Annotated in this window: 15 protein-coding genes; 6 read left to right on the forward strand and 9 right to left on the reverse strand. The window is 61.9% G+C overall.

Translation table 11 applies throughout. The features are described from left to right. Window positions 1-43 precede the first annotated feature (43 nt). The 4 genes from ACSQ8V_RS26695 to ACSQ8V_RS26710 all read right to left on the reverse strand — a co-directional run bounded on the left by ACSQ8V_RS26695 (window position 44) and on the right by ACSQ8V_RS26710 (window position 2,554). The gene (locus ACSQ8V_RS26695; RefSeq protein ID WP_255631834.1) at window positions 44-751 is read right to left on the reverse strand and encodes an ABC transporter ATP-binding protein; all 708 of its coding nucleotides are present in this window, start codon (window positions 749-751) and stop codon (window positions 44-46) included. Continuing rightward, window positions 751-1,620, reverse strand: a complete 870-nt coding sequence (locus tag ACSQ8V_RS26700; RefSeq protein ID WP_436207694.1) for an ABC transporter permease subunit — start codon at window positions 1,618-1,620, stop codon at window positions 751-753. Before ACSQ8V_RS26700 ends, ACSQ8V_RS26695 begins: the two co-directional genes overlap by 1 nt. A gap of 336 nt (window positions 1,621-1,956) precedes the next feature. Further along, on the reverse strand, window positions 1,957-2,247 hold the full coding sequence (locus tag ACSQ8V_RS26705) for a HigA family addiction module antitoxin (RefSeq protein WP_436207695.1): 291 nt from the start codon (window positions 2,245-2,247) through the stop codon (window positions 1,957-1,959). Between the two features lie 10 nt (window positions 2,248-2,257). Continuing rightward, window positions 2,258-2,554: a type II toxin-antitoxin system RelE/ParE family toxin gene (locus ACSQ8V_RS26710; protein ID WP_436207696.1), complete on the reverse strand. Its 297-nt coding sequence runs from the start codon at window positions 2,552-2,554 to the stop codon at window positions 2,258-2,260. Between the two features lie 487 nt (window positions 2,555-3,041). Between ACSQ8V_RS26710 and ACSQ8V_RS26715 the strand changes: the two genes are divergently transcribed. Together ACSQ8V_RS26715 and ACSQ8V_RS26720 are read left to right on the forward strand one after the other, a co-directional pair. Then, window positions 3,042-3,782, forward strand: coding sequence for a spherulation-specific family 4 protein (locus ACSQ8V_RS26715; protein ID WP_436207697.1), 741 nt, complete (start codon window positions 3,042-3,044; stop codon window positions 3,780-3,782). A 170-nt stretch (window positions 3,783-3,952) separates the two neighbouring features. Further along, window positions 3,953-4,108 carry a hypothetical protein gene (locus ACSQ8V_RS26720; protein WP_436207698.1) on the forward strand — a complete coding sequence of 52 codons (156 nt, stop codon included), beginning with the start codon at window positions 3,953-3,955 and terminating at the stop codon, window positions 4,106-4,108. Between the two features lie 224 nt (window positions 4,109-4,332). Here the strand turns inward: ACSQ8V_RS26720 and ACSQ8V_RS26725 are convergent, their stop codons facing one another. Then, window positions 4,333-5,565, reverse strand: a complete 1,233-nt coding sequence (locus tag ACSQ8V_RS26725; protein ID WP_436207699.1) for a sensor histidine kinase — start codon at window positions 5,563-5,565, stop codon at window positions 4,333-4,335. A 198-nt stretch (window positions 5,566-5,763) separates the two neighbouring features. Next, window positions 5,764-6,723, reverse strand: a complete 960-nt coding sequence (locus ACSQ8V_RS26730; RefSeq protein ID WP_436207700.1) for a LysR family transcriptional regulator — start codon at window positions 6,721-6,723, stop codon at window positions 5,764-5,766. Window positions 6,724-6,879: 156 nt separating this feature from the next. Here ACSQ8V_RS26730 and ACSQ8V_RS26735 point away from each other — a divergent pair, with 156 nt between their 5' ends. Next, on the forward strand, window positions 6,880-7,812 hold the full coding sequence (locus tag ACSQ8V_RS26735; RefSeq protein WP_436184610.1) for a dihydrodipicolinate synthase family protein: 933 nt from the start codon (window positions 6,880-6,882) through the stop codon (window positions 7,810-7,812). Window positions 7,813-7,893: 81 nt separating this feature from the next. Then, a complete protein-coding gene (locus tag ACSQ8V_RS26740) occupies window positions 7,894-9,477 on the forward strand; it encodes an aldehyde dehydrogenase (NADP(+)) (protein WP_436184611.1) in 1,584 nt (527 codons plus the stop codon). 20 nt (window positions 9,478-9,497) lie between these two features. Here the strand turns inward: ACSQ8V_RS26740 and ACSQ8V_RS26745 are convergent, their stop codons facing one another. Then, window positions 9,498-10,238, reverse strand: coding sequence for a TenA family transcriptional regulator (locus ACSQ8V_RS26745; protein WP_436207701.1), 741 nt, complete (start codon window positions 10,236-10,238; stop codon window positions 9,498-9,500). Next, window positions 10,238-12,697, reverse strand: a complete 2,460-nt coding sequence (locus tag ACSQ8V_RS26750; protein ID WP_436207702.1) for a putative bifunctional diguanylate cyclase/phosphodiesterase — start codon at window positions 12,695-12,697, stop codon at window positions 10,238-10,240. The genes ACSQ8V_RS26745 and ACSQ8V_RS26750 overlap by 1 nt, the downstream gene beginning before the upstream one ends. Before the next feature lie 563 nt (window positions 12,698-13,260). On the opposite strand from ACSQ8V_RS26750, the gene ACSQ8V_RS26755 reads away from it, so the two are divergent. Further along, window positions 13,261-14,991, forward strand: a complete 1,731-nt coding sequence (locus ACSQ8V_RS26755; RefSeq protein WP_436207703.1) for a hypothetical protein — start codon at window positions 13,261-13,263, stop codon at window positions 14,989-14,991. Window positions 14,992-15,134: 143 nt separating this feature from the next. Next, entirely contained in the window at window positions 15,135-16,217 is a 1,083-nt protein-coding gene (locus ACSQ8V_RS26760; protein WP_213768972.1) for a TAXI family TRAP transporter solute-binding subunit, read from the forward strand. A gap of 64 nt (window positions 16,218-16,281) precedes the next feature. Here the strand turns inward: ACSQ8V_RS26760 and ACSQ8V_RS26765 are convergent, their stop codons facing one another. Beyond that, on the reverse strand, window positions 16,282-19,014 hold the full coding sequence (locus ACSQ8V_RS26765) for an MGH1-like glycoside hydrolase domain-containing protein (RefSeq protein ID WP_436207704.1): 2,733 nt from the start codon (window positions 19,012-19,014) through the stop codon (window positions 16,282-16,284). Between the last annotated feature and the right edge of the window lie 12 nt (window positions 19,015-19,026).

Here is a 19,026-nt window from a genome sequence, read left to right on the forward strand (position 1 = left end):
GGGCGAGAGGCAAGACAAATTGAATGGGATGAGACGCTGGGGACTAGTGAGTTGCCGTATCGTCCACGCCAAGTTGCGCGAGCAATGTCTCCCGCAGTGCGGGCCTGGCGGCATCCGTCACACGATACTCGGCGGCAATCGCGCCGCTCCGCATGATCAGCGCGCGATCCGCGAGCGCAATCGCTTCATCTACATCGTGCGTAACGAGCAATACACCCGGCTGATGCCGTTCGATCAAATGCTTCACCAGACGCTGCATCTTGATGCGCGTCAACGCGTCGAGCGCGGCAAACGGTTCGTCGAGCAGCAACAGTTGCGGCTCCTGCACAAGCGCACGCGCCAGCGCCACCCGCTGCGCCTGGCCACCGGACAGGTTACGCGGCCAGTCTTCCAGGCGTTCGCCCAGCCCCACTTCTGCCAGCGCCGCTTGCGCGGCCGCAAGGCTTTTCGGACCCGGCGCAAGCCCAAGCGCGACGTTGCGAGAGAGCGTCTCCCACGGCAACAAACGCGGCTCCTGAAACACGATAGCCGGCAAACGCGGCCCGTCAATCGAACCACCGTCGATAGGATCAAGCCCCGACAACGCCCGCAGCAAAGTGGTCTTGCCGCAGCCGCTTTCGCCCAGCAAAGCGACGAATTCGCCCCGCTCGATCCGCAGGTTCAAACTATCGATAACGATTCGTTCTCCGTACAAACGCCGCAGATTACGCACGACAACCGCCGGTCCCGACGACTTCAAAGTTGCACTCATCAGCGGGACACCTTCGCAAAATTCACGTGCCATGAGAGCAACCGGCGCTCGAGGAAACGCGCCAGCGAATCCGCCAGCACGCCGATCGCGGCATAGATCACGATGGTCATCACGATCACATCGGTACGCAGGAATTCGCGTGCGTCCATCGCGAGAAAGCCAATGCCCGTACTGGTCGCAATGGTCTCCGCCACCACCAGCGCGAGCCACGCCGTGGCCAGCGCATAACGCACGCCGGCAAGCACCGAGGGCAACGCGCCGGGCAGCACGATGCGCCGGATCAGCGTCCAGTTCGACAGCCCGAGCACGCGGCCGAGTTCGATCAGTTTGGGATCGACCTGACGAATCCCGAGAACGGTATTGATGTAGATCGGGAACATGACGCCGAGAGACACCAGAAAGATCTTGCCTGCCTCGCCCACGCCGAACCACACGATCACCAGCGGCAACACTGCAAGAAATGGAATGGCGCGCAGCATCTGGATGTTGCGATCGAGAAATGCCTCAGCCACTTTGGAAAAGCCCACGGCCGTGCCGAGCACGAACCCGATCGAGCCGCCAATGACGAAACCGGTTGCGGCGCGCAGCAGACTCACCGCCATGTCGCCGATCAGACGCCCTTCTTTCACGAGTTCGAATGCGGTGAGAGCGACCTTCGACGGCGCGGGCAGCACGTTCGGCGACAGCGCGCCGAGACGCGCGAACAACTCCCACACGATCAGCAGCAGAACCGGCATGCTCCACGACACATAACGCAGCCATGGAGACACCGGACCCGCATGATTGGGTTTCTGCGCGACGGTGGAATTTGCGTCGGGATCAAGATGCGAATGGAGAACGGATGCCCGGCGGGCGAATACGTCTGCCATCGGTTGAAGACTCCTTTTGTCCGGGTGGCTCGCCGCGCCCGGGCACGGCAACGAGCATCAGCAAATGCTAGCCACACGATGTTAAACAAAAGGAAAAATACTGGAACCACATAAAACTTCTATGCTTAGCAGCGGTGCCGGGAAACATCGAAACATCGGGTCCAGCGACACGCAACGACGGCCGTTTGCTGCGGGACTGCAGGAGACTAACCTCGTGAAAACCAACTGAACCGGGGGGAGAAACCGGATATGAAGCCAAGCGGGACCAGCGAAGCTGCACATTCTTTGGGTGTAAAAAAACCGCCTCCAAGGCGGTTCAGGCGAGGCGATTGCGCGTCAGGCCGCTCGTGCCAGTTCGGGAAATGGCTCAACCTTCCGGTGCGGTTTCTGTTGTGCCTGCCACAGATCGTAGCGCGCCTGCATGATGGTCCACATTTCGGCCGACGTTCCGAGCGCGGCACCAAGCAATACAGCCATGTCGGCCGAAATCCCGGCGTGACCATTGAGAATGCGCGAAAGCGCGGCGCGCGTAACGCCAAGCCGCTCAGCAACGGTCGTAATACTGAGTTCGCCCAGGTAGTCGCGCAACACCAGTCCGGGGTGCGCCGGGTTATACATCGATGTCATCGTCGGCTCCTTAGTGATAGTCCTGGTAATCAACAAGAACAGCATTTGTTTCTTCGAAAAAAAACGTCAAATGCCAGTTGCCGGTTACCCATATTGACCAGTGACCTTCGACATCCTGTTTCTTCGCGTTCTGCCCGCTGAGCGGGTGAAGCTTCCACGCCGCAGCGTTCATGTCATCGGGACCCGTCGCGGCATGGAGCGCCGTCAGGCGAACCTGCAGTTTCCCCGCATGAGCGGCGGTAATGCCAGCTTTTGATCCGGTTAGAAAAAACCGCTCCAGCCCTTTGTGTCGAAAGCTCTTGATCATTCGTATAGTGTATATGAACACTATACGAATGCAAGACCGCTCGATGGCGAGCCACCTAAGCAAGTTGCGATTGTTCGGCCTCGCTCAACGTCAACTCGAAGTCCGGTCCACCCGTTGGCAGCCTGGTATCTGCAGTTCCGTTGATAACGACATCCTACACAAACATAGTTCAGTGAAAACGGAATAGAACACTAGGTGATGCAGATCAATATCACTATCCTGATCACGACTCTGTCTTGCGTCAATCCACCGCACACGCGTGACACATTAATCGCGCATGAGTGGTCTGCCGTTTGTTATGCTCATTTTCGACGAGTCGTTTCACTCAGATTCCGAGAACGAATTTTTCTCACTTAGGTTATTTCGGTATTCTTATTAATTTATGAGAGGGAATGATCGTGAGCACAGCTCGTCAGCAAGGAAAGCGTCGCATGCGCGGCACTTTTTGAAGGATGGCCAATCAGGCCGCTATTTGGAGGATTTCAGAATGAGTATGTCCATCACCGTACCCGCTTACTTTGACCCGAGCGGCAGCACCGTCAAGTACTGGAACGATCTCGTGACGGCAGCGGCCAAGGTACCCCTCATCGTCATTTTCAATCCGGACAGCGGCCCAGGAAAAACCCCAGCCGCGGTGAAGAATGCGGCGGCAGAATACAATCCTTATATTCAGAAAGTTCAGGCTGCAGGCGGCAAGGTATATGGCTACATTGCGTCACGCGTTGGTTCCGACGCCGACGGGCCCATGCGCTCGCTATCTGCGGTCGAGGCAGACATCAACGCGTACGTCACTAACTATAAAAAGCTCAATGGCTTTTTCATCGACCAGATGAGCAACGATACCAACGCGTCGCACATCAGATTTTATAAGTCGATCTATAGCTTTATCAAGGGACTGTCGAGTTCGTACACGGTCATGGGCAATCCGGGCAGCAACGTTCCCGCGGGCTACGCAACGCCGTGGCCGCAAACAGCAGATCAGTTCGTTCTGTTCGAAGACACGAAGGCCAAATACACCAGCTACAAGCCCGAATCGTGGCAGAACAGCATGCCGACTAGCCGTTTCGTGCATATGGTGTACGGTGAGACGCAGAGCGATTTGAAGAGCGCGCTGTCGCTCGCGGTCAAGAATAAAGCGGGCAGTGTTTACCTGACGACAAATAACGCGTACAACACCTTGCCCTCGTACTGGAACGACTTGGTCGCCGATGTGGCCGCGATGAACTAGTGTCCTGTTCCGTTGTTATCGGAACTTTGTCTGCGTAGGATGTTGGTATCAACGAAACTGGAGATACCAGCAGCCAATGGGACGACCGACGGTAGAGTCAACTCGTACGCGAATCAGCGGACCTGGAGACCAGCCGCGTTGTCAGCGCATGCTCGCTGCCGACCGTGCCGATGTTGATGCCAGATGCGTTATCGATCGAGATTGGTCTGCCGGGTACGTGGGAGCATGCGCTCGCCACTGAGCTTCGAAAGCCGCCACGCGAGGACAGCTCCCCCCGCATGGTGCATTGGGTCGCGGTCGGCCAGGGGACCGGTGGTGGTCCCTAGCAGCGGGGTTTGACGATCATCTGATCAACCTATGACCCTTGCGTCTTTTGTCGGCCTGTTTGGCCGTTGCGGGCGCCTAAACACGTAACGAACGTCTATGGTTATCTAACGGGAACTCAATGCGGATAAATCGCCGATGGGTCGAAAAACTGATTGAGCATGTCTGCTAGGGAAACTGACGGCAGGCGGTTTTGGTACAACGGAAATATTCTGACCGTCCAGCCTCACCCCACCGAAGCCCCGCCCTCGATTTCAAGCACCAGCGGAAAACGCACTTCGAACACGCTGCCGCGGCCCTTGTACGATTCAAAGCGGATCACGCCCTGCAGTTCGCGCGCCAGTTCCTTCACGATCGCCAGTCCCAATCCGGTGCCGGGAATTTCGTCGGAAGCCGCGCGTTCGAATTCCTCGAACACCCGTTCGCGATCCTCCTCGCTGATTCCCATGCCCGTGTCCGACACACGCAGCGTCCAGTGTTTCGCGCCCGACGTGATGAACGCCAGCTCCACCTCGCCCGTCGTGGTGTATTTGATTGCGTTGGACAGCAGGTTCAGCGCAATCTGCTTCATCTTCAGCCGGTTGGACGTGATCATGCTCAATGCTGGATCGACGCGCCCCTTGAGCGTCAACCCCTTCACCCTGGCAGACGCCCGGCAAAGCAGCGTGAGTTCGTCGAAGAGTTCGGTCAGGTCGAAACGCTCGACCGTCAGGATGGAATCATCGCCGAGCACTTTCGAGTATTCGCCCATTTCATCGACGAGCGTGGCCATGTCGCTGACTTGCCGTTTCGCGAGCGCGATCGCCCGGTCGTTTTTCGCCTGCGAGCGGCCGATCAATTGCAGCACGGTGGCGAATACGTTCAGGAAGTTGCGCAGGTCGTGAGCGACACGCCGGGCAACCTGCATGCGCGTTTCGTAAAGGTCGCTGATCAACCGTTGCCGCAAGGTCAGTTCCTGATTCGCTCGCTCCAGCATGCCGGTGTATTCATCGAGTTTCCGGTCGCGTTCGCCCATCGCCTCGCGAACGGAGGCAAGCGTAACGAAACTGAGCGTCTGGTCGGTGATCAGGCGCGCGCGTTCCTCGCGCTTGCGGTCGAACGAGGGATGCTTCTGCGCGAAATCACCAATGGCCGCAAGCAAAACCTGGCGCAACAGATCAAGCTCCCGGACCAGTTCATCTATACGATACCCCTGCTGCCAGCGCCATTTTCCGTGTTCGCGCGCGTCGCGTTCGATCGCGTGCTCCTGCGAATCCATATCCTGCGATTCGAGCACCAGACAGATTTCGTCGAAAATGCGCGGGACATGATCGGCAAGCTGCCGGTAAGTGAGATCGTCGGAATGCTCTACCTCGGCGTCGCCAAAGACGAGTTGCATCCAGTGGTCGGTAAGCTGCTTCTGCTGCCCACGCAAGGCGCTGGCAAGGCCCTTCAAGGCGCCACTGGTAATTTGGCTCATGCCCGGGATCCGTAAGGCCGTAGCGCGCCTGATCGGCGCCTGGAGTCATGCTGATGCCCGCAAGCAGTGGTAATGCCCGCCGGAACGCCCGGTCCGGGTATTGGACGCGAGTGACTAAAGTATAAGACGACGCAATACCGGCGTGGTCGGATTGGTTTGCGCGCCCATGCCCGGCCGGCCAGCGTCAGTTCCCCAGCGTCAGTCTCCGCTTGCCGCCGCGAGCGGCATCGACTCGCTCGCGTCCATCAAGCGCTGAACAAACTGACGTGCCGACGGCGACAATACCCCCACCTTGCGCGTCACGATCCCGAACGTCTGCGACTTCGACTTGAATCCGATCGGCAGCGTGCGCAGCATGCGATGTTTGCAAAACAGCCTGGCAACCCCCGCCGGCAGCACCGACACCAGGTCGGCGCTACATTGCAGCAGCGCGACCGTCACGAACGTCGACGCCGTCGAGATCGCGCTCACGGGCACCTGCGCCCCCGCCAGATCCATCTCGCGCTGCAACAGCGCCTGCATCGGCATGGCGCTCGGGTACGTGACCCAGCGATGCCCATCCAGATCGGCAAACGTCAGCTCACCGGCCGCAAACGGCGGATGATCGTAGCCCACTACCACCGATAAAGGCTCGTCGCCAAGCGGCTGATAGAGATATCTCGACGGTTCATCGCTGACAATCGAGCGGCCAACGACGAGGTCCAGCCGCCCTTCGTCAAGCAGCGCCAGCATCCGCGCGCTCGTGTCCTCCACGATTTCTATCGACAAGCCCGGATTGCACGCTTGCAACTCGTTCAGGATCGGCACGACCAACTCCGGCACCGAGCCCATGATCGCGCCAACCGCCAGACGGCCGCCCGTGCCCGAGCGGATATCGGCGACTTCCTGGCACAGCGAGGTCAGGTCGGCCGCCAGCAGCCGCGCGTAACGGATGACGCAAAAACCGAACTGGTTCGGCACGAGCCCCTTCTTCGCGCGCTCGAACAATGGCGCTTCCAGCATTGACTCAAGCTCGGCGAGCGCCTTGCTCGCGGCCGATTGCGTCATCGACATCGCGCTCGAGGCCTTATGCAGCGACTTGTGGTCATCGAGCGCGATCAGCAACTGCAACTGCCTCATGCGCAAGCGGCCCATTAATACATCCAGCGTGGATTTCATCGCGCGTTCGTCAAACCTTGGAGGGGTGTAGTGGTCAACGGTAAGTCAAATAAGTAAGGGTGAGTCGCAAAAGCGATCACGAGATGGAAAGGTTTCACTATACAGCGCCTTCTGCCAGCACCTATAGTTCCCTCAAATACACAATGGAGACTTCCGATGTCCAATCCGACTCACCGCGCGACCTACCGCGGCGTGTTCCCCGTTGCCCCGACCGTTTTCGACGCCTCCGGACGCCTCGACCTGGACGGCCAGCGACGCGCGATCGACTTCATGATCGATGCCGGATCGCACGGTCTGTGCATCCTCGCCAACTTCTCCGAACAATTCGCGCTCACCGACGACGAACGCGCCGCCGTGCAGAAAGCCGTGCTGGAACACGTGGCCGGCCGCGTGCCGGTGATCGTGACCACCACGCACTTCAGCAGCGATGTCTGCGCGGCCCGCAGCCGCGCCGCGCAGGACGCGGGCGCCGCGATGGTCATGGTCATGCCGCCCTATCACGGCGCGACCATCCGCGTGGGCGAACGCGGGATCTACGAGTTCTTCAATCGCGTGTCGGACGCCATCGACATCCCGATCATGATCCAGGACGCACCGGTCGCCGGCACGCCGCTCTCCGCAGCGTTCCTGGCGAAGCTGGCGAAGGAAATCGCGAACGTGTCGTACTTCAAGATCGAAACGGCGCAAGCGGCGTCGAAGCTGCGCGAGCTGATCGAACTCGGCGGCGATGCAATCATCGGCCCGTGGGACGGCGAGGAAGCCATCACGCTGATTCCGGATTTCGATGCCGGCGCGACCGGCGCGATGACCGGCGGCGGTTATCCGGACGGCATTCGCAAGATTGTCGATGCCTACACATCCGGCGACACGGACGGCGCTGCAGCGCTGTATGAGCAGTGGCTGCCGCTCATCAACTACGAGAACCGCCAGTGCGGTCTCGCCGCCTGCAAGGCGCTCATGATGGAAGGCGGCGTGATCCGCTCCGACACCACGCGTCACCCGTTCGCAGCGATGCATCCGTCGACCCGCGCCGGCCTGCTGAAAGTCGCGCGCCGCCTCGATCCGCTCGTGCTGAGCTGGGGCAAGTAACGCACGTAACGCGGGACAAGCAGCGCGGGGCAAGCAACGCAATCCGGACACTTTAATTACACCAACAGGATTCAAACCATCATGGAAATTTCCGGCGATCTGCTGATCGGCAAACACACCCTTCGCGGCACGAACGGCTCGATCAAGGGCATCGATGCAGCCACGGGCGAGCCGCTCGCGCCCGCCTTCGGCGGCGCTTCGCTCGATCAACTGGAACAAGCCTGCGCGCTCGCCTGGCAAGCGTCCGACATCTATCGCGAACTGCCGCTTGAAACCCGTGCCAAATTCCTGGAAACGATCGCGCAGAACATCCTCGATATCGGCGATGTCCTGATCGAGCGCTGCGTGACCGAAAGCGGCCTGCCGCGCGGACGCATTGAAGGCGAACGCGGCCGGACCGTCGGCCAGTTGCGCATGTTCGCAGCCGTCGTGCGCGAAGGCGATTTCCTCGGCGTGCGTATCGACCCGGCGCAGCCGGAGCGCAAGCCGCTGCCGCGCGTCGACCTGCGACTGCGTTATGTGCCGCTCGGTCCCGTCGCCGTATTCGGTGCGAGCAATTTCCCGCTGGCGTTCTCGGTCGCGGGTGGCGACACCGCCTCCGCGCTGGCCGCCGGTTGTCCGGTGATCGCGAAAGCTCACTCGGCGCATCCAGGGACGTCGGCGCTGGTCGGACGCGCCGTGCAGAAAGCGGTCGCGGACTGCGGTTTGCCGGAAGGTACGTTCTCCCTGCTCTTCGATAGCGGCCGCGACATCGGCCAGGGTCTCGTCTCGGACCGGCGTATCAAGGCGGTCGGGTTCACCGGTTCGCGCGGCGGCGGCACGGCGTTAATGAAGCTCGCGGCGGCTCGTCGCGAACCGATCCCGGTCTACGCCGAAATGAGCAGCATCAACCCGGTTTTGCTGTTCCCGCACGCGCTGAAAAATCGCGGCGCGGCGATCGGCAAGGCCTTCGCCGGCTCGCTTGCGCTCGGCGCCGGCCAGTTCTGCACGAATCCTGGCCTGGTGCTTGCCATCGATGGTCCTGAGCTCGATGCGTTCATCGAAGCAACGGCTGCCGCCCTGGGCGAAATACCCGCCGCCACGATGCTCACGCCGGGTATTCACAAGGCTTACGAATCGGCTGTGAACAAAACAGCGGAGCACGGCGAGGTCAAGACGCTCGCGCGAGGCTGCGCGGCAAAAGGCGTGACGCAGGGGCAAGCAGCGTTGTTCTCGACCACCGCTGCAGCGTTCCGCGCTAACCCGGAATTGCACGAGGAGATTTTCGGCGCGGCTTCACTGATCGTGCGATGCCCGGACCTGGCCACAGTGCTCGAGTTGGTGGAGCAATTGGAAGGCCAGTTGACCGCGGCCTTGCACATCGACGAAGCGGATCATGACGATGCCCGCCGTTTCCTGCCGGCGCTCGAACGTCGCACCGGCCGGATTCTCGTGAATGGTTTCGGTACGGGCGTAGAGGTTGGACATGCCATGGTCCACGGCGGCCCCTTCCCCTCCACCGCCGACGGCCGATCGACTTCCGTAGGCAGTCTCGCCATCGACCGTTTCCTGCGGCCAGTGAGCTACCAGGACATGCCCGACGGCCTGCTGCCGGACGCGCTGAAAACCGCCAATCCGCTCGGACTGAACCGGCGGCTGGACGGCAAGCTGCAGTTATCGAAGTAAGGATATAAAGCGGCTCGCGGCTACGCTTCGAGGCAACAGTTCAGGCTGACCTCGAAGTATTCATAGCTGCGCTGGATGCCGCGTTTGACTTCGCGGATGTCGGCCATGCGCGGCGTGCGGCCCAGCAACGTGGCGACTATATCGAGTGCTTCCCACGGATGTGCGTCGTCGTAATGCGCGTGCATCCTGAGCCAGCGCATGGCCGTCTTGCGGATCGATTCAGGGTAGCTGTGCGCGAGCGTGTCGCGGCTGCAAAGCAGCCTCGACCATTCGCCGGTCACACCTTCAACGGCAAAATTGGTCGCCGCTATCGACGCATGCAGCGGGTCCGCATTGCTGCTTTTCCAACACCAGTGGCTCAGTGCAAATGCAAGCGCGGGCGCTTCGCCGGCTTGCAGATCTTCGCGCGAAACATCGTGGGCCGCGGCCCAGTCGACCCAATAATCAGCGTGATTCTGCTCGACGCGAATATTGCGCGTGAGATACCGCCGCGCCATGCGCGAGCCGACCGTTTCTTCGGGTCCGATCTTCTGCAGGTTCATGCCCATGTACTGCGGAAACTGATTGATCACCGGCCAGCCGTTGATCAGGAACGCACGCATTTCACGCAGGCCAAGCTCTCCGTCGCGCAAGGATCGAAAAAGAGGATGAGACGCCACACGGCTTTTTGCCGCGCCGGTTTCCAACAAAACTTCCTGCAACCAAAGTGGGTAGCTTGCTGTGTTCTTGAGGTCGCCCTCTCTGGTAAACCCACCCCCCATCACGCCTCCTTAGCTAGTGTCTGAACGGCCGGCTCTGTCCAAAGCGTTGGCCTTCCTATGTAAAACCCTTGCGCATAATCCACCCCGAGCCCATGCAGCGCTCGCAGGATTCCTTCGCTTTCCACATATTCCGCGATGGTCCGGCATTTCATTGAATGGCCCATCTCGTTGATGGCCGCGACCATCTCGCGGCTCACCGGATCGAGCACCATGTCGGTCACGAAGCTGCCGTCGATCTTCAAATACTCCACCGGCAGATGCTTCAGGTAACCGAACGACGACATCCCGGCGCCGAAATCATCGAGCGCGAAATGACAGCCGAGCGCATTCAGTTCATGCATGAACCGCGCCGCCGACGCCAGGTTGGCAATCGCGGTCGTTTCTGTAATTTCGAAGCAGATCATGCCAGGGGAGACGCCTGTGCGCTGGAATTGCTCGCGCACGAAACCGAGGAAACGTTCGTCGCCCACCGAGGCGCCCGACAGGTTGATCGCATATTCCTTGAAACGCTTATGGCGGGTACACGAAAGCATATCGAAGGCGTTGCGGATCACCCACCTGTCGATAGCCGTCATCAGGCCATATCGCTCGGCGGCAGGAATGAACAAGGTCGGCGCGATCACGCCGTTGGGCACGCCCGGGTCGAGCATGCGCAGCAGCAATTCGGCGCGCTGCCCTTCCGTGGAGGCGGGCACGCCGTCGCCCACGGCCACGATAGGTTGCACGTAGAGGCAGAAGTCATCGTGTTCGAGCGCGTGCTTGAGCCGTCGTCCCCACGATACTTCGCTCGCGTGGCGCGCCAGTTCGCGGTCGCCCAGGTCCGCCAGTTGCACCCGGTCGCGGCCGCGTTCCTTCGCCATGTAGCAGGCGATATCGGCGAGCCGCATGGCCTCTTCCACACTCATTTCCGTATTACGCAGGTCGACCACGCCGACGCTCACGCTGGTGCTGAACGGCTGCGCCTCCCAGTTGAAGACAAAGTCATTCAGGCATGCGCGCAGGCGTTCCGCGACCGCCTGAATGCCCGGGGTATCGTAACCCTGCAGCAGCACGCCGAACTCGTCGCCGCCCAGCCGCGCGAGCGTGTCGTCCGGTTGCAGGCTCGATTCGAAGCGCAACGCGACTTCACGCAGCATGGCGTCGCCGGCCGCGTGACCGCAGGTGTCGTTGACCACCTTGAAGCGGTCGAGATCGAGAAACAGCAGCGCCGATGCCGCCGGCAGCCACGACGCCACCTCGCTCCATCGCGTCCCCAGCGCGTGTTGCAGGCGCCGCTCGAATTCGGCGCGGTTCACGAGCGCCGTGAGCCCGTCGTGCGTGGCTTGCCAGGCCAGGCTTTCGATATATTCGTACTCGCGCGTCATGTTGCGCAGGATCAGCACGAAGCCGGATTCCGCATCCGCCGTGGTGGGACTCGCGCCGGCGGCGCTGATCCGCGACGTCACCGCCTGCACGCGGATCTCGCCGCCGTCACGCCGTTTCAGCAGCATTTCGGCGGCTTCGCCGTCGGGGCGCGTACCCGCCCGGGCATCCTCGATCGGGTTGAGCGGCTGGCGGTTATCAGCGTGCAGCAACCTGAAGGTCTGGACCAATGGCCGCCCGAGACAGTCGTCTGCCAGACGTCCGGCGATCCGCTCGGCCGCCGGGTTGATGAATTCGATATGCCCCGACGGCCCCGTCGCGATCACGGCCTCGCCGATCGAACCAAGCGTCGCCTTGGCGCGCGCCTCGCTCTGCTTGAGCGCGGCTTCAATGCGCCCCCGCTGCCTGATCAGCCGCCGCACATGCACCGTCGAAAGGCACACGAGCAGCAGCGCGGCGACCAGGTCGACGGTCAGCAGCAGCGACGCTGTCTTGCGGAATGCGGTACTCAATACCTGCGAGAAACCCCATGACAACGGCGCAATGGTCGCGTTGATGGTCCATATCTGCGATTTGTAGGCACCGACGAGAGCCATGGGCAACCCACCGGCCTCGACCCGTGCATGCAACTCGTTGCCGACCCGCTCCAGCTTCGCCAGTTCGGCGTCGCCGCGTGACCAGTAACCGACCGCCTCGCTGAAATAGCTGACGTGGCGAAACATCTTGAAGGTCCAGATGACGTCGCTGACGTCGTCCGGATCCACGCCGCTCGCGATCAGCGCCGCGCGCGCGGTAGCCGTATCGGGCTTGCTCTGGTCGAGCGCCAGACGGGCCGTGTGCATGTTGCGCGGGCCTTCCATGGCGGTCAGATATTGCTTGTAGCTGCTTTCGGAGCCGGTTTCGGCGTACAGGTTCAGATAGAAAGCCGCGTCTTTCTGGCCCTTCGACCAGATGCTTTCCCCGCCGATGTAAGCACGCACCGACGACATGATGTCGATACTGAAAATGGCGAGCGAAACGAGGACAAGAATGACGACCAGGAACGGCCAGGTGATCCGTATGAGCTGCGCATTCTCCCCCTTAGACGGCATGTCCATCGGTATGTCCCTTCTCCAGACCCGATGCACGGATGACCTGCCGAGGTCAGGCCGCGAGCATCGGATGGTGAGTCATTTGTATTTTTGACGGCTCGTGGGGTGCAGCGCCCAGCGGCTCGCCGCGCGCATACATCCTACCAAATCGCCAGTCTGTCTCAAATTTATTACTCAGTGTGCTAATCAGCGTGGACACCTGAAAATAATTGGGCTCCCGTTGTTGTTTTCGCCTGCGCGGCGGCCGGTTTCGGCGCGCCCCGAAGCGCCATATTCGGACAGAACCTAGGCGCCTGCCGACGAAACCACCGGCCGCTTTTACCTGTTCGCCCATGCCTTGACCGGCGCGGCCAAAGCAGGCATTTGAGCGGCGTGGCGCACGCGTCGCGTGGCTGTTCGCGGCCGTGTTGACGTCGCCTCGGAGATGTCACATATTGGTTCCGGCTCCCTCGGCGACCGTCCAGCATAGGGAGTCCGAAGCATTTTCATCATACGAGTGACCGTTTTGTCCGATCAAACCGGACACGCAAGCGGGAAGGACAACCCTTGTGTCCCGGGAGGTTTTTCGCATGGCCCGTCTCTTCTTTCCCTCATCATCCGATTCCGTGACCTGCAAGCGTTGCGGCAACGACATTCCGAGCGATGCGGATACCTGTCCGCATTGCGGCGCCGATCATGGCCCGGGCTTCGGCGCCGCGAAGACGGCCGCGCTCTCGACGGGCCTGCGCCTGCCCTTCGGCGCGCGCCGCGAAGCCCTCAACGTTCCATCGCCCTACCCGAGCGTACCGGAAGAGTCCGAACTGACCGGCGCCGGCGAGCAGCGCTGGGATAGGTCGAAGACCGTCACGCTGGGCGCCGTGGCGCTGGCGCTGGTAGCCGGCGGCGTCATCTATTCGCAGCACGGCAGCAGCGGTGACGATGCCACCCGTTCCGACCTGCCGGCCGGGCATAGCGCGTACGGCGCCGTCGATATGAAAACCGCGCACGATGCACCTGCGCGACTGGCTGCTCCGGCGGCCGCGGTGCCCCCGGCGAGGTCCGCAGCAGCGGTGGCGACCATGACGACCACCAGGCAGGCGCAAACGGCGGCAGCGCCCTCCGTTGCCGCCCGCGAAGCCTTGCCCACCGACACCTCCTCCAGTCGCGCAGCGGCCGCGCTCGCCAGCGCGACCGATAACTTGCAGGCCGCGCGTGACGCCATCGCGCGCGGCGACCTGACCACGGCGCGCCGGCGGTTCTCGAAGATCCCGGCGTCGCAACTGAACGCCGCCAATGTGCAGCGGACCCAGGCGGACCTAACCGGCCTCGAACACGCACGCGACGAGATGCTGCAAGTCGCACGCGGTTGCGAAGCGACGGGCTCGTGGTTGTGCGTGCGCCAGAATGCCCGCGACGTGCTGACCATCGATGCCAGCAATGTGGAAGCACAAACGCTCGTCGAACACGCCATCGCCCGGTCGGGTTGGCTCAATAAACCCCCTCCCGCGACCGCAGCGGTGCATGGCGCCCCCCACAACAACGCGCAGACGGCCGCAGCGGCGCCCACCGCTCCTGTGCCCATGTTCGTGCCCGGGCCACGCGTTGCGCCCGCGCCTCCCCCCGCGTCGACGCACAGGCCCACCGTCACCGTCTCGGCCGCCCAGCATGCGCGCGCGGTCGCCGCGATGGGCGTGCCTGCGCCTATCGTGGCACCCGTGCCGGCTGCGCCGGCCGCACCCGTGGTCGTCACGACCATGCGCGCGCCTGCCGCCGCGCAGGCTGTTCCAGAGCCGGCGCGCATAAGCACGGGCTCGCAGGCTCCGCTCACATCGTCGCCGTATACCCCGCTGCCGCCGCTGCAACAGGCCGCGCCGCCTCGTCCGCCAGCACCCGCGTTTGTCCCCATGCCGGACGGACCGAATGCGGCGCCGCCAGCGGTGCGCAGCGCCCCAGCGAACGCCACGGCGCGTGCACCGGCGCAGCCGGAACCTGAGCCTGCGGCCGCTATTCAGGCTCCAGGCAATACCGCGTCGCCTTCCTTGCACACAGTCGCGCCAATCGGCGAAGCCGTTCCGGTGCGGGCGGGCATTGTGTCGCCTCCCGTCGCGGCGAACAGCGCGCCGCCGGCTATGCAAAGCAATACGCGTCCAGCATCGCCCACGGCCAACCGCACGCTCGCGTCAGGAGACAACGCGGCAAGCGCAGCGCAGCCGCGTGCGCCCGGCTTCAATGCCACCAATCCCGACGACGAAGAGCGCGCGATCCTGGAGTCGGGCTGGGCCAGGAGCCAGTCACCGGCGCAGCGCCCGCCACCGCAGTAGAAGCGACGCAGCAAGGCAGGAGGCAGGAGGCAAGGAACAGGAGACTTTGAGGAGGTTGAAGGCCGCGCCGGGAGACGCAGGCCGCCGTGATCTATCCGTGTAATGAAAGTTGGCCAACACATTAAAACGACTCACACGACATCATGCACAAGACTTTTCTCATGCTGTTCGCCCTTTTCGGGCTCGCCGGCCTCGTTGCGGAGGCTCACGCGCAAGCCGACTACAAGATCGTCACCGGGCCGGAACGCGGCACTTACATCCAGATAGGCCAGGACCTGGCGAAGTGGGTAGCAGACCCGATCGGCATGGACCTCGATGTGCTCGCGTCGAAAGGCTCCGCCGAAAACGTGCAGCGCATGCGTTACGAGCCGGGCGTGAAATTCGCGCTCGTGCAGTCGGACGTGTACCAGGCTTACCTCGATATGGCGAAAGCCGGCAACGCTGAAGCAGGCAAGGTCATCCAGCCGCTGCGGCTCATCATGCCGTTGTATAACGAAGAGATTTACTTCGTTGTACGATCAGATTCGCCGCTTAACTACATCCACGAGATCAAGGACAAGAACATTAGCGTCGGGCTGATTGGCAGCGGCACGGCGCAATCGGCGACCACGCTTTACAGGTTGATGTTCAACGAGCCGATTCCCGACCAGAACGCGCAGCACTACAGCAACGAGGACGCGCTCGCGAAGCTGATCGTGCGCAAACTCGATGTGGCGGTCATTGTCGCGGGGCAGCCGGCCAAGCTGTTTCAGGACCTGAACCCCGACCTGCTGAGCCAGATCAAATTGCTCAAGCTCGATCCTTCAGTCCCCGAAACCGCGCGTGCTGAACAGACCTATTTCCCGGCCACCATCCGTACGTCGAGTTATCCTAACTGGATCAAGGAAGATTCGCCTACCTTGACCGTGAAGGCGTTTCTCGTCACCTACGATTACAACCTGCGCGGCACCGTCGGCGCGATGACACAATTCGCCGACTCGCTCTGCACGCACTTCGACGAACTGCAGGCCAACGGCCATCCGAAATGGAAGCAGGTGAAGATCGAATTGCCGCCGCTCAGCCGAGGCTGGAAATACTACCCGCCGATAGAAAAGCGCTTGCGGGCATGCATCCGCAAGATGGCGTCAACAGGCACCGGCGACGCTGTAACGCCCGTGACGCAACGCGCGCCGAAGCGCTCATGCACTGATGCCGAAAAGGTGTTGATGCTGTGCAATGACGAATGATGCGAACACGCATGCCGACCTGGGACCGGCGACTCAGGTGGGCAGAACCCGCCCGCCTGCTTCGTTACTTCGTCGCCAGTTCCACTTCGGGCTGAACCTCGCCGCCGACCGGCAGGTTCTGCGCCACGGTGCTCACGCGCGGCTGCAACAGCAACGCGACCAGCCCGCTCCAGCCCGTCTGATGCGACGCGCCCACGCCGCGTCCTGTATCGCCATGAAAGTATTCATGGAACAGCACGAGGTCATCCGAGCGCGGGTCCGCCTGCAGTTGCGGATACGCGGCCATGACCGGACGCACGCCGTCCTTGTTCTTCAGGAACAGGCGCGTCAGGCGTCGCGCGAGTTCATCGGCTATGTCGCTCAGCGACAGTTTCTGGCCCGATCCGGTCGGATATTCCACGCGGAAATCATCGCCGTAATAACGATGGAATTCGTATAGCGACTCGATCAGCAGATAGTTGACCGGCATCCAGATCGGCCCGCGCCAGTTCGAGTTGCCGCCGAACACGCGCGAGTCCGATTCCGCCGGCAGATACTCCACGCAGAAGCGGTCGCCGTTGTGCTCAAGCACAAATGGATTGTCCCGATGCACCCGCGACAACGCCCGTACGCCGTAGTCGGACAGGAACTCGCTTTCGTCGAGCATGCGCCGGAGCAACGCCTTCATGCGATGTCCGCGCAGCACCGACAGCAGCAGGCTATTGCCCTTGCCCGGCTCGTTCCAGCGTGACACCAGCTTGGCCAGATCAGGCCGGTGCTCGAGGAACCATGTCAGCCGTTCCCGCAGCCCCGGCAACTGGCCGTGCAGATGCTCTTCCAGCACATGCACCGCGAACAGCGGAATCAAGCCGACGATAGAGCGAATGCGCATCGGCACGCTCGTGCCGTCGGGGAGTTGCAGCACGTCGTAGAAGAACTCGTCGCGTTCATCCCAGAGGCCGGTGTCGCAGGTATCGCTGCAACCGACCGCCTCGGCGATGTACAGGAAATGCTCGAAGAACTTCACGCCGATATCGACGAACACGTGATTCGCCACCGCCAGTTCCAGCGCGATCCGCATCAGGTCGAGCGCGTAGGCTGCCATCCATGCAGTGCCATCCGACTGGTCGATACGGCCGCCGGTGGGCAACGGCGCCGAGCGGTCGAAGATGCCGACGTTATCCAGCCCGAGAAAACCACCCTGGAAAATGTTACGGCCGTCCGCGTCCTTGCGGTTCACCCACCACGAGAAATTCAGCAGCAACTTGTGGAACACGAGCTCCAGGAAGTCGCGGTCCGTCTTGCCCGTGATCGCACGATCAATTTCATAGACGCGCCATGTCGCCCATGCATGCACCGGCGGATTGGCGTCGCTGAACGCCCATTCATAGGCCGGCAGTTGCCCGTTCGGATGCTGGTAGCGGTCCTTCACCAGCAGCAGCAATTGTTTCTTCGCGAACGCCGGATCGATCAGCGCGAACGCGGCTGCATGAAAGGCGAGATCCCACGACGCGTACCACGGGTATTCCCACTTGTCCGGCATCGAGACAATGTCCGCATTGCACAGATGCCGCCAGTCGGCATCGCGGCCACGCTTGCGGGCCGCCGGCGGCGCCGGTTGCAACGGGTCGCCGTCCATCCAGCGGGTGACATCGAATTGGTAATACTGCTTCGACCACAGCATGCCCGCCAGCGCCTGACGTTGTACGAGCCGCTGGTCGGCGTCATCGATTTCGTGTTGCAGGCCCGCATAAAAGGCATCGGCTTCGGCGATCCGGCGGGCGAACAGCGCGTCGATATCGAGCGCTTGCCGCTCACGGTCTGCCTCCGACTCCGGACGCCAGCGCATGGTCACGACCGTGCGGCTGTTCGGGGCGAACTCTAGATGCACATGTGCGGCGGCGCGCGTGCCGGTATCGCGCCGGATGGCGTTTTCTTCGCCCTGCACGATGTAGTCGTTGAAGCCGTCCTTGAACGGTCCTGGCCCTTCTGAGTTGAACAGGCGCCTGACGTTGGTTTCGTTCTCGCAGAACAGCCAGTTGACCGTAGCGTCGCCACGGGCTTCGGCCGTCACGACCAGCGGCTCATGGCCGTCGCTTTGAGCGATCACGCGGCTGCCCTTCGCGTCGGAGTGCAAGGTGAGCGAAGGTTTCTTCGATGGCTGCCACGACCACGTGTTGCGCGCCCAGATCTGCGGCAGAAGGTCGAGCGACGCGGGGCAATCCCCGCGATTCTCGACCGTCACGCGCATCACGATATCTTCAGGCGTATTTTTCGCATATTCGACATGGACATCGAAATATGAATTGTCTTCGAACACGCCGGTGTCGAGCACTTCGTACTCCGGCATGTCCGCGCCGCGGCGGCCGTTTTCCGCAACGAGGTCATCGTACGGAAACGCCGCGTGCGGGTATTTGTACAGCATGCGCATATAGGAATGCGTCGGCGTGCCGTCGACGTAGAAGTACAGCTCCTTCACGTCCTCGCCGTGGTTGCCCTGCGCGTTCGTCAGCCCGAACAAGCGTTCCTTTAGAATCGGGTCGCGGCCGTTCCACATTGCGAGCGAGACGCACCAGTTGAGGTGATCGTCGCCGAATCCGGCAATGCCGTCTTCGCCCCAGCGGTAAGCGCGGCTGCGCGCATGATCGTGCGGAAAATAGTCCCAGGCGGTGCCGTTTTCGCTGTAGTCCTCGCGCACCGTGCCCCACTGCCGCTCACTGAGATACGGTCCCCAGCGTTGCCAGCGCGAACAGTCGGTGGAATGGAGCCGGGCTCCTTCTATGGTGTCGAGTGACTTGGTGGCGCGCAGTGGCGGCATGGGACGTCCTTG

This window comes from Caballeronia sp. LjRoot31 (assembly GCF_964253885.1).
Lineage (GTDB): Bacteria > Pseudomonadota > Gammaproteobacteria > Burkholderiales > Burkholderiaceae > Caballeronia.

Coding starts and splice junctions, on each gene's coding strand:
- ACSQ8V_RS26695 (WP_255631834.1), bottom strand. CDS start 751: ATGAGTGCAACTTTGAAGTCGTCGGGACCGGCGGTTGTCGTGCGTAAT.
- ACSQ8V_RS26700 (WP_436207694.1), bottom strand. CDS start 1,620: ATGGCAGACGTATTCGCCCGCCGGGCATCCGTTCTCCATTCGCATCTT.
- ACSQ8V_RS26705 (WP_436207695.1), bottom strand. CDS start 2,247: ATGACATCGATGTATAACCCGGCGCACCCCGGACTGGTGTTGCGCGAC.
- ACSQ8V_RS26710 (WP_436207696.1), bottom strand. CDS start 2,554: ATGATCAAGAGCTTTCGACACAAAGGGCTGGAGCGGTTTTTTCTAACC.
- ACSQ8V_RS26715 (WP_436207697.1), top strand. CDS start 3,042: ATGAGTATGTCCATCACCGTACCCGCTTACTTTGACCCGAGCGGCAGC.
- ACSQ8V_RS26720 (WP_436207698.1), top strand. CDS start 3,953: ATGTTGATGCCAGATGCGTTATCGATCGAGATTGGTCTGCCGGGTACG.
- ACSQ8V_RS26725 (WP_436207699.1), bottom strand. CDS start 5,565: ATGAGCCAAATTACCAGTGGCGCCTTGAAGGGCCTTGCCAGCGCCTTG.
- ACSQ8V_RS26730 (WP_436207700.1), bottom strand. CDS start 6,723: ATGAAATCCACGCTGGATGTATTAATGGGCCGCTTGCGCATGAGGCAG.
- ACSQ8V_RS26735 (WP_436184610.1), top strand. CDS start 6,880: ATGTCCAATCCGACTCACCGCGCGACCTACCGCGGCGTGTTCCCCGTT.
- ACSQ8V_RS26740 (WP_436184611.1), top strand. CDS start 7,894: ATGGAAATTTCCGGCGATCTGCTGATCGGCAAACACACCCTTCGCGGC.
- ACSQ8V_RS26745 (WP_436207701.1), bottom strand. CDS start 10,238: ATGGGGGGTGGGTTTACCAGAGAGGGCGACCTCAAGAACACAGCAAGC.
- ACSQ8V_RS26750 (WP_436207702.1), bottom strand. CDS start 12,697: ATGGACATGCCGTCTAAGGGGGAGAATGCGCAGCTCATACGGATCACC.
- ACSQ8V_RS26755 (WP_436207703.1), top strand. CDS start 13,261: ATGGCCCGTCTCTTCTTTCCCTCATCATCCGATTCCGTGACCTGCAAG.
- ACSQ8V_RS26760 (WP_213768972.1), top strand. CDS start 15,135: ATGCACAAGACTTTTCTCATGCTGTTCGCCCTTTTCGGGCTCGCCGGC.
- ACSQ8V_RS26765 (WP_436207704.1), bottom strand. CDS start 19,014: ATGCCGCCACTGCGCGCCACCAAGTCACTCGACACCATAGAAGGAGCC.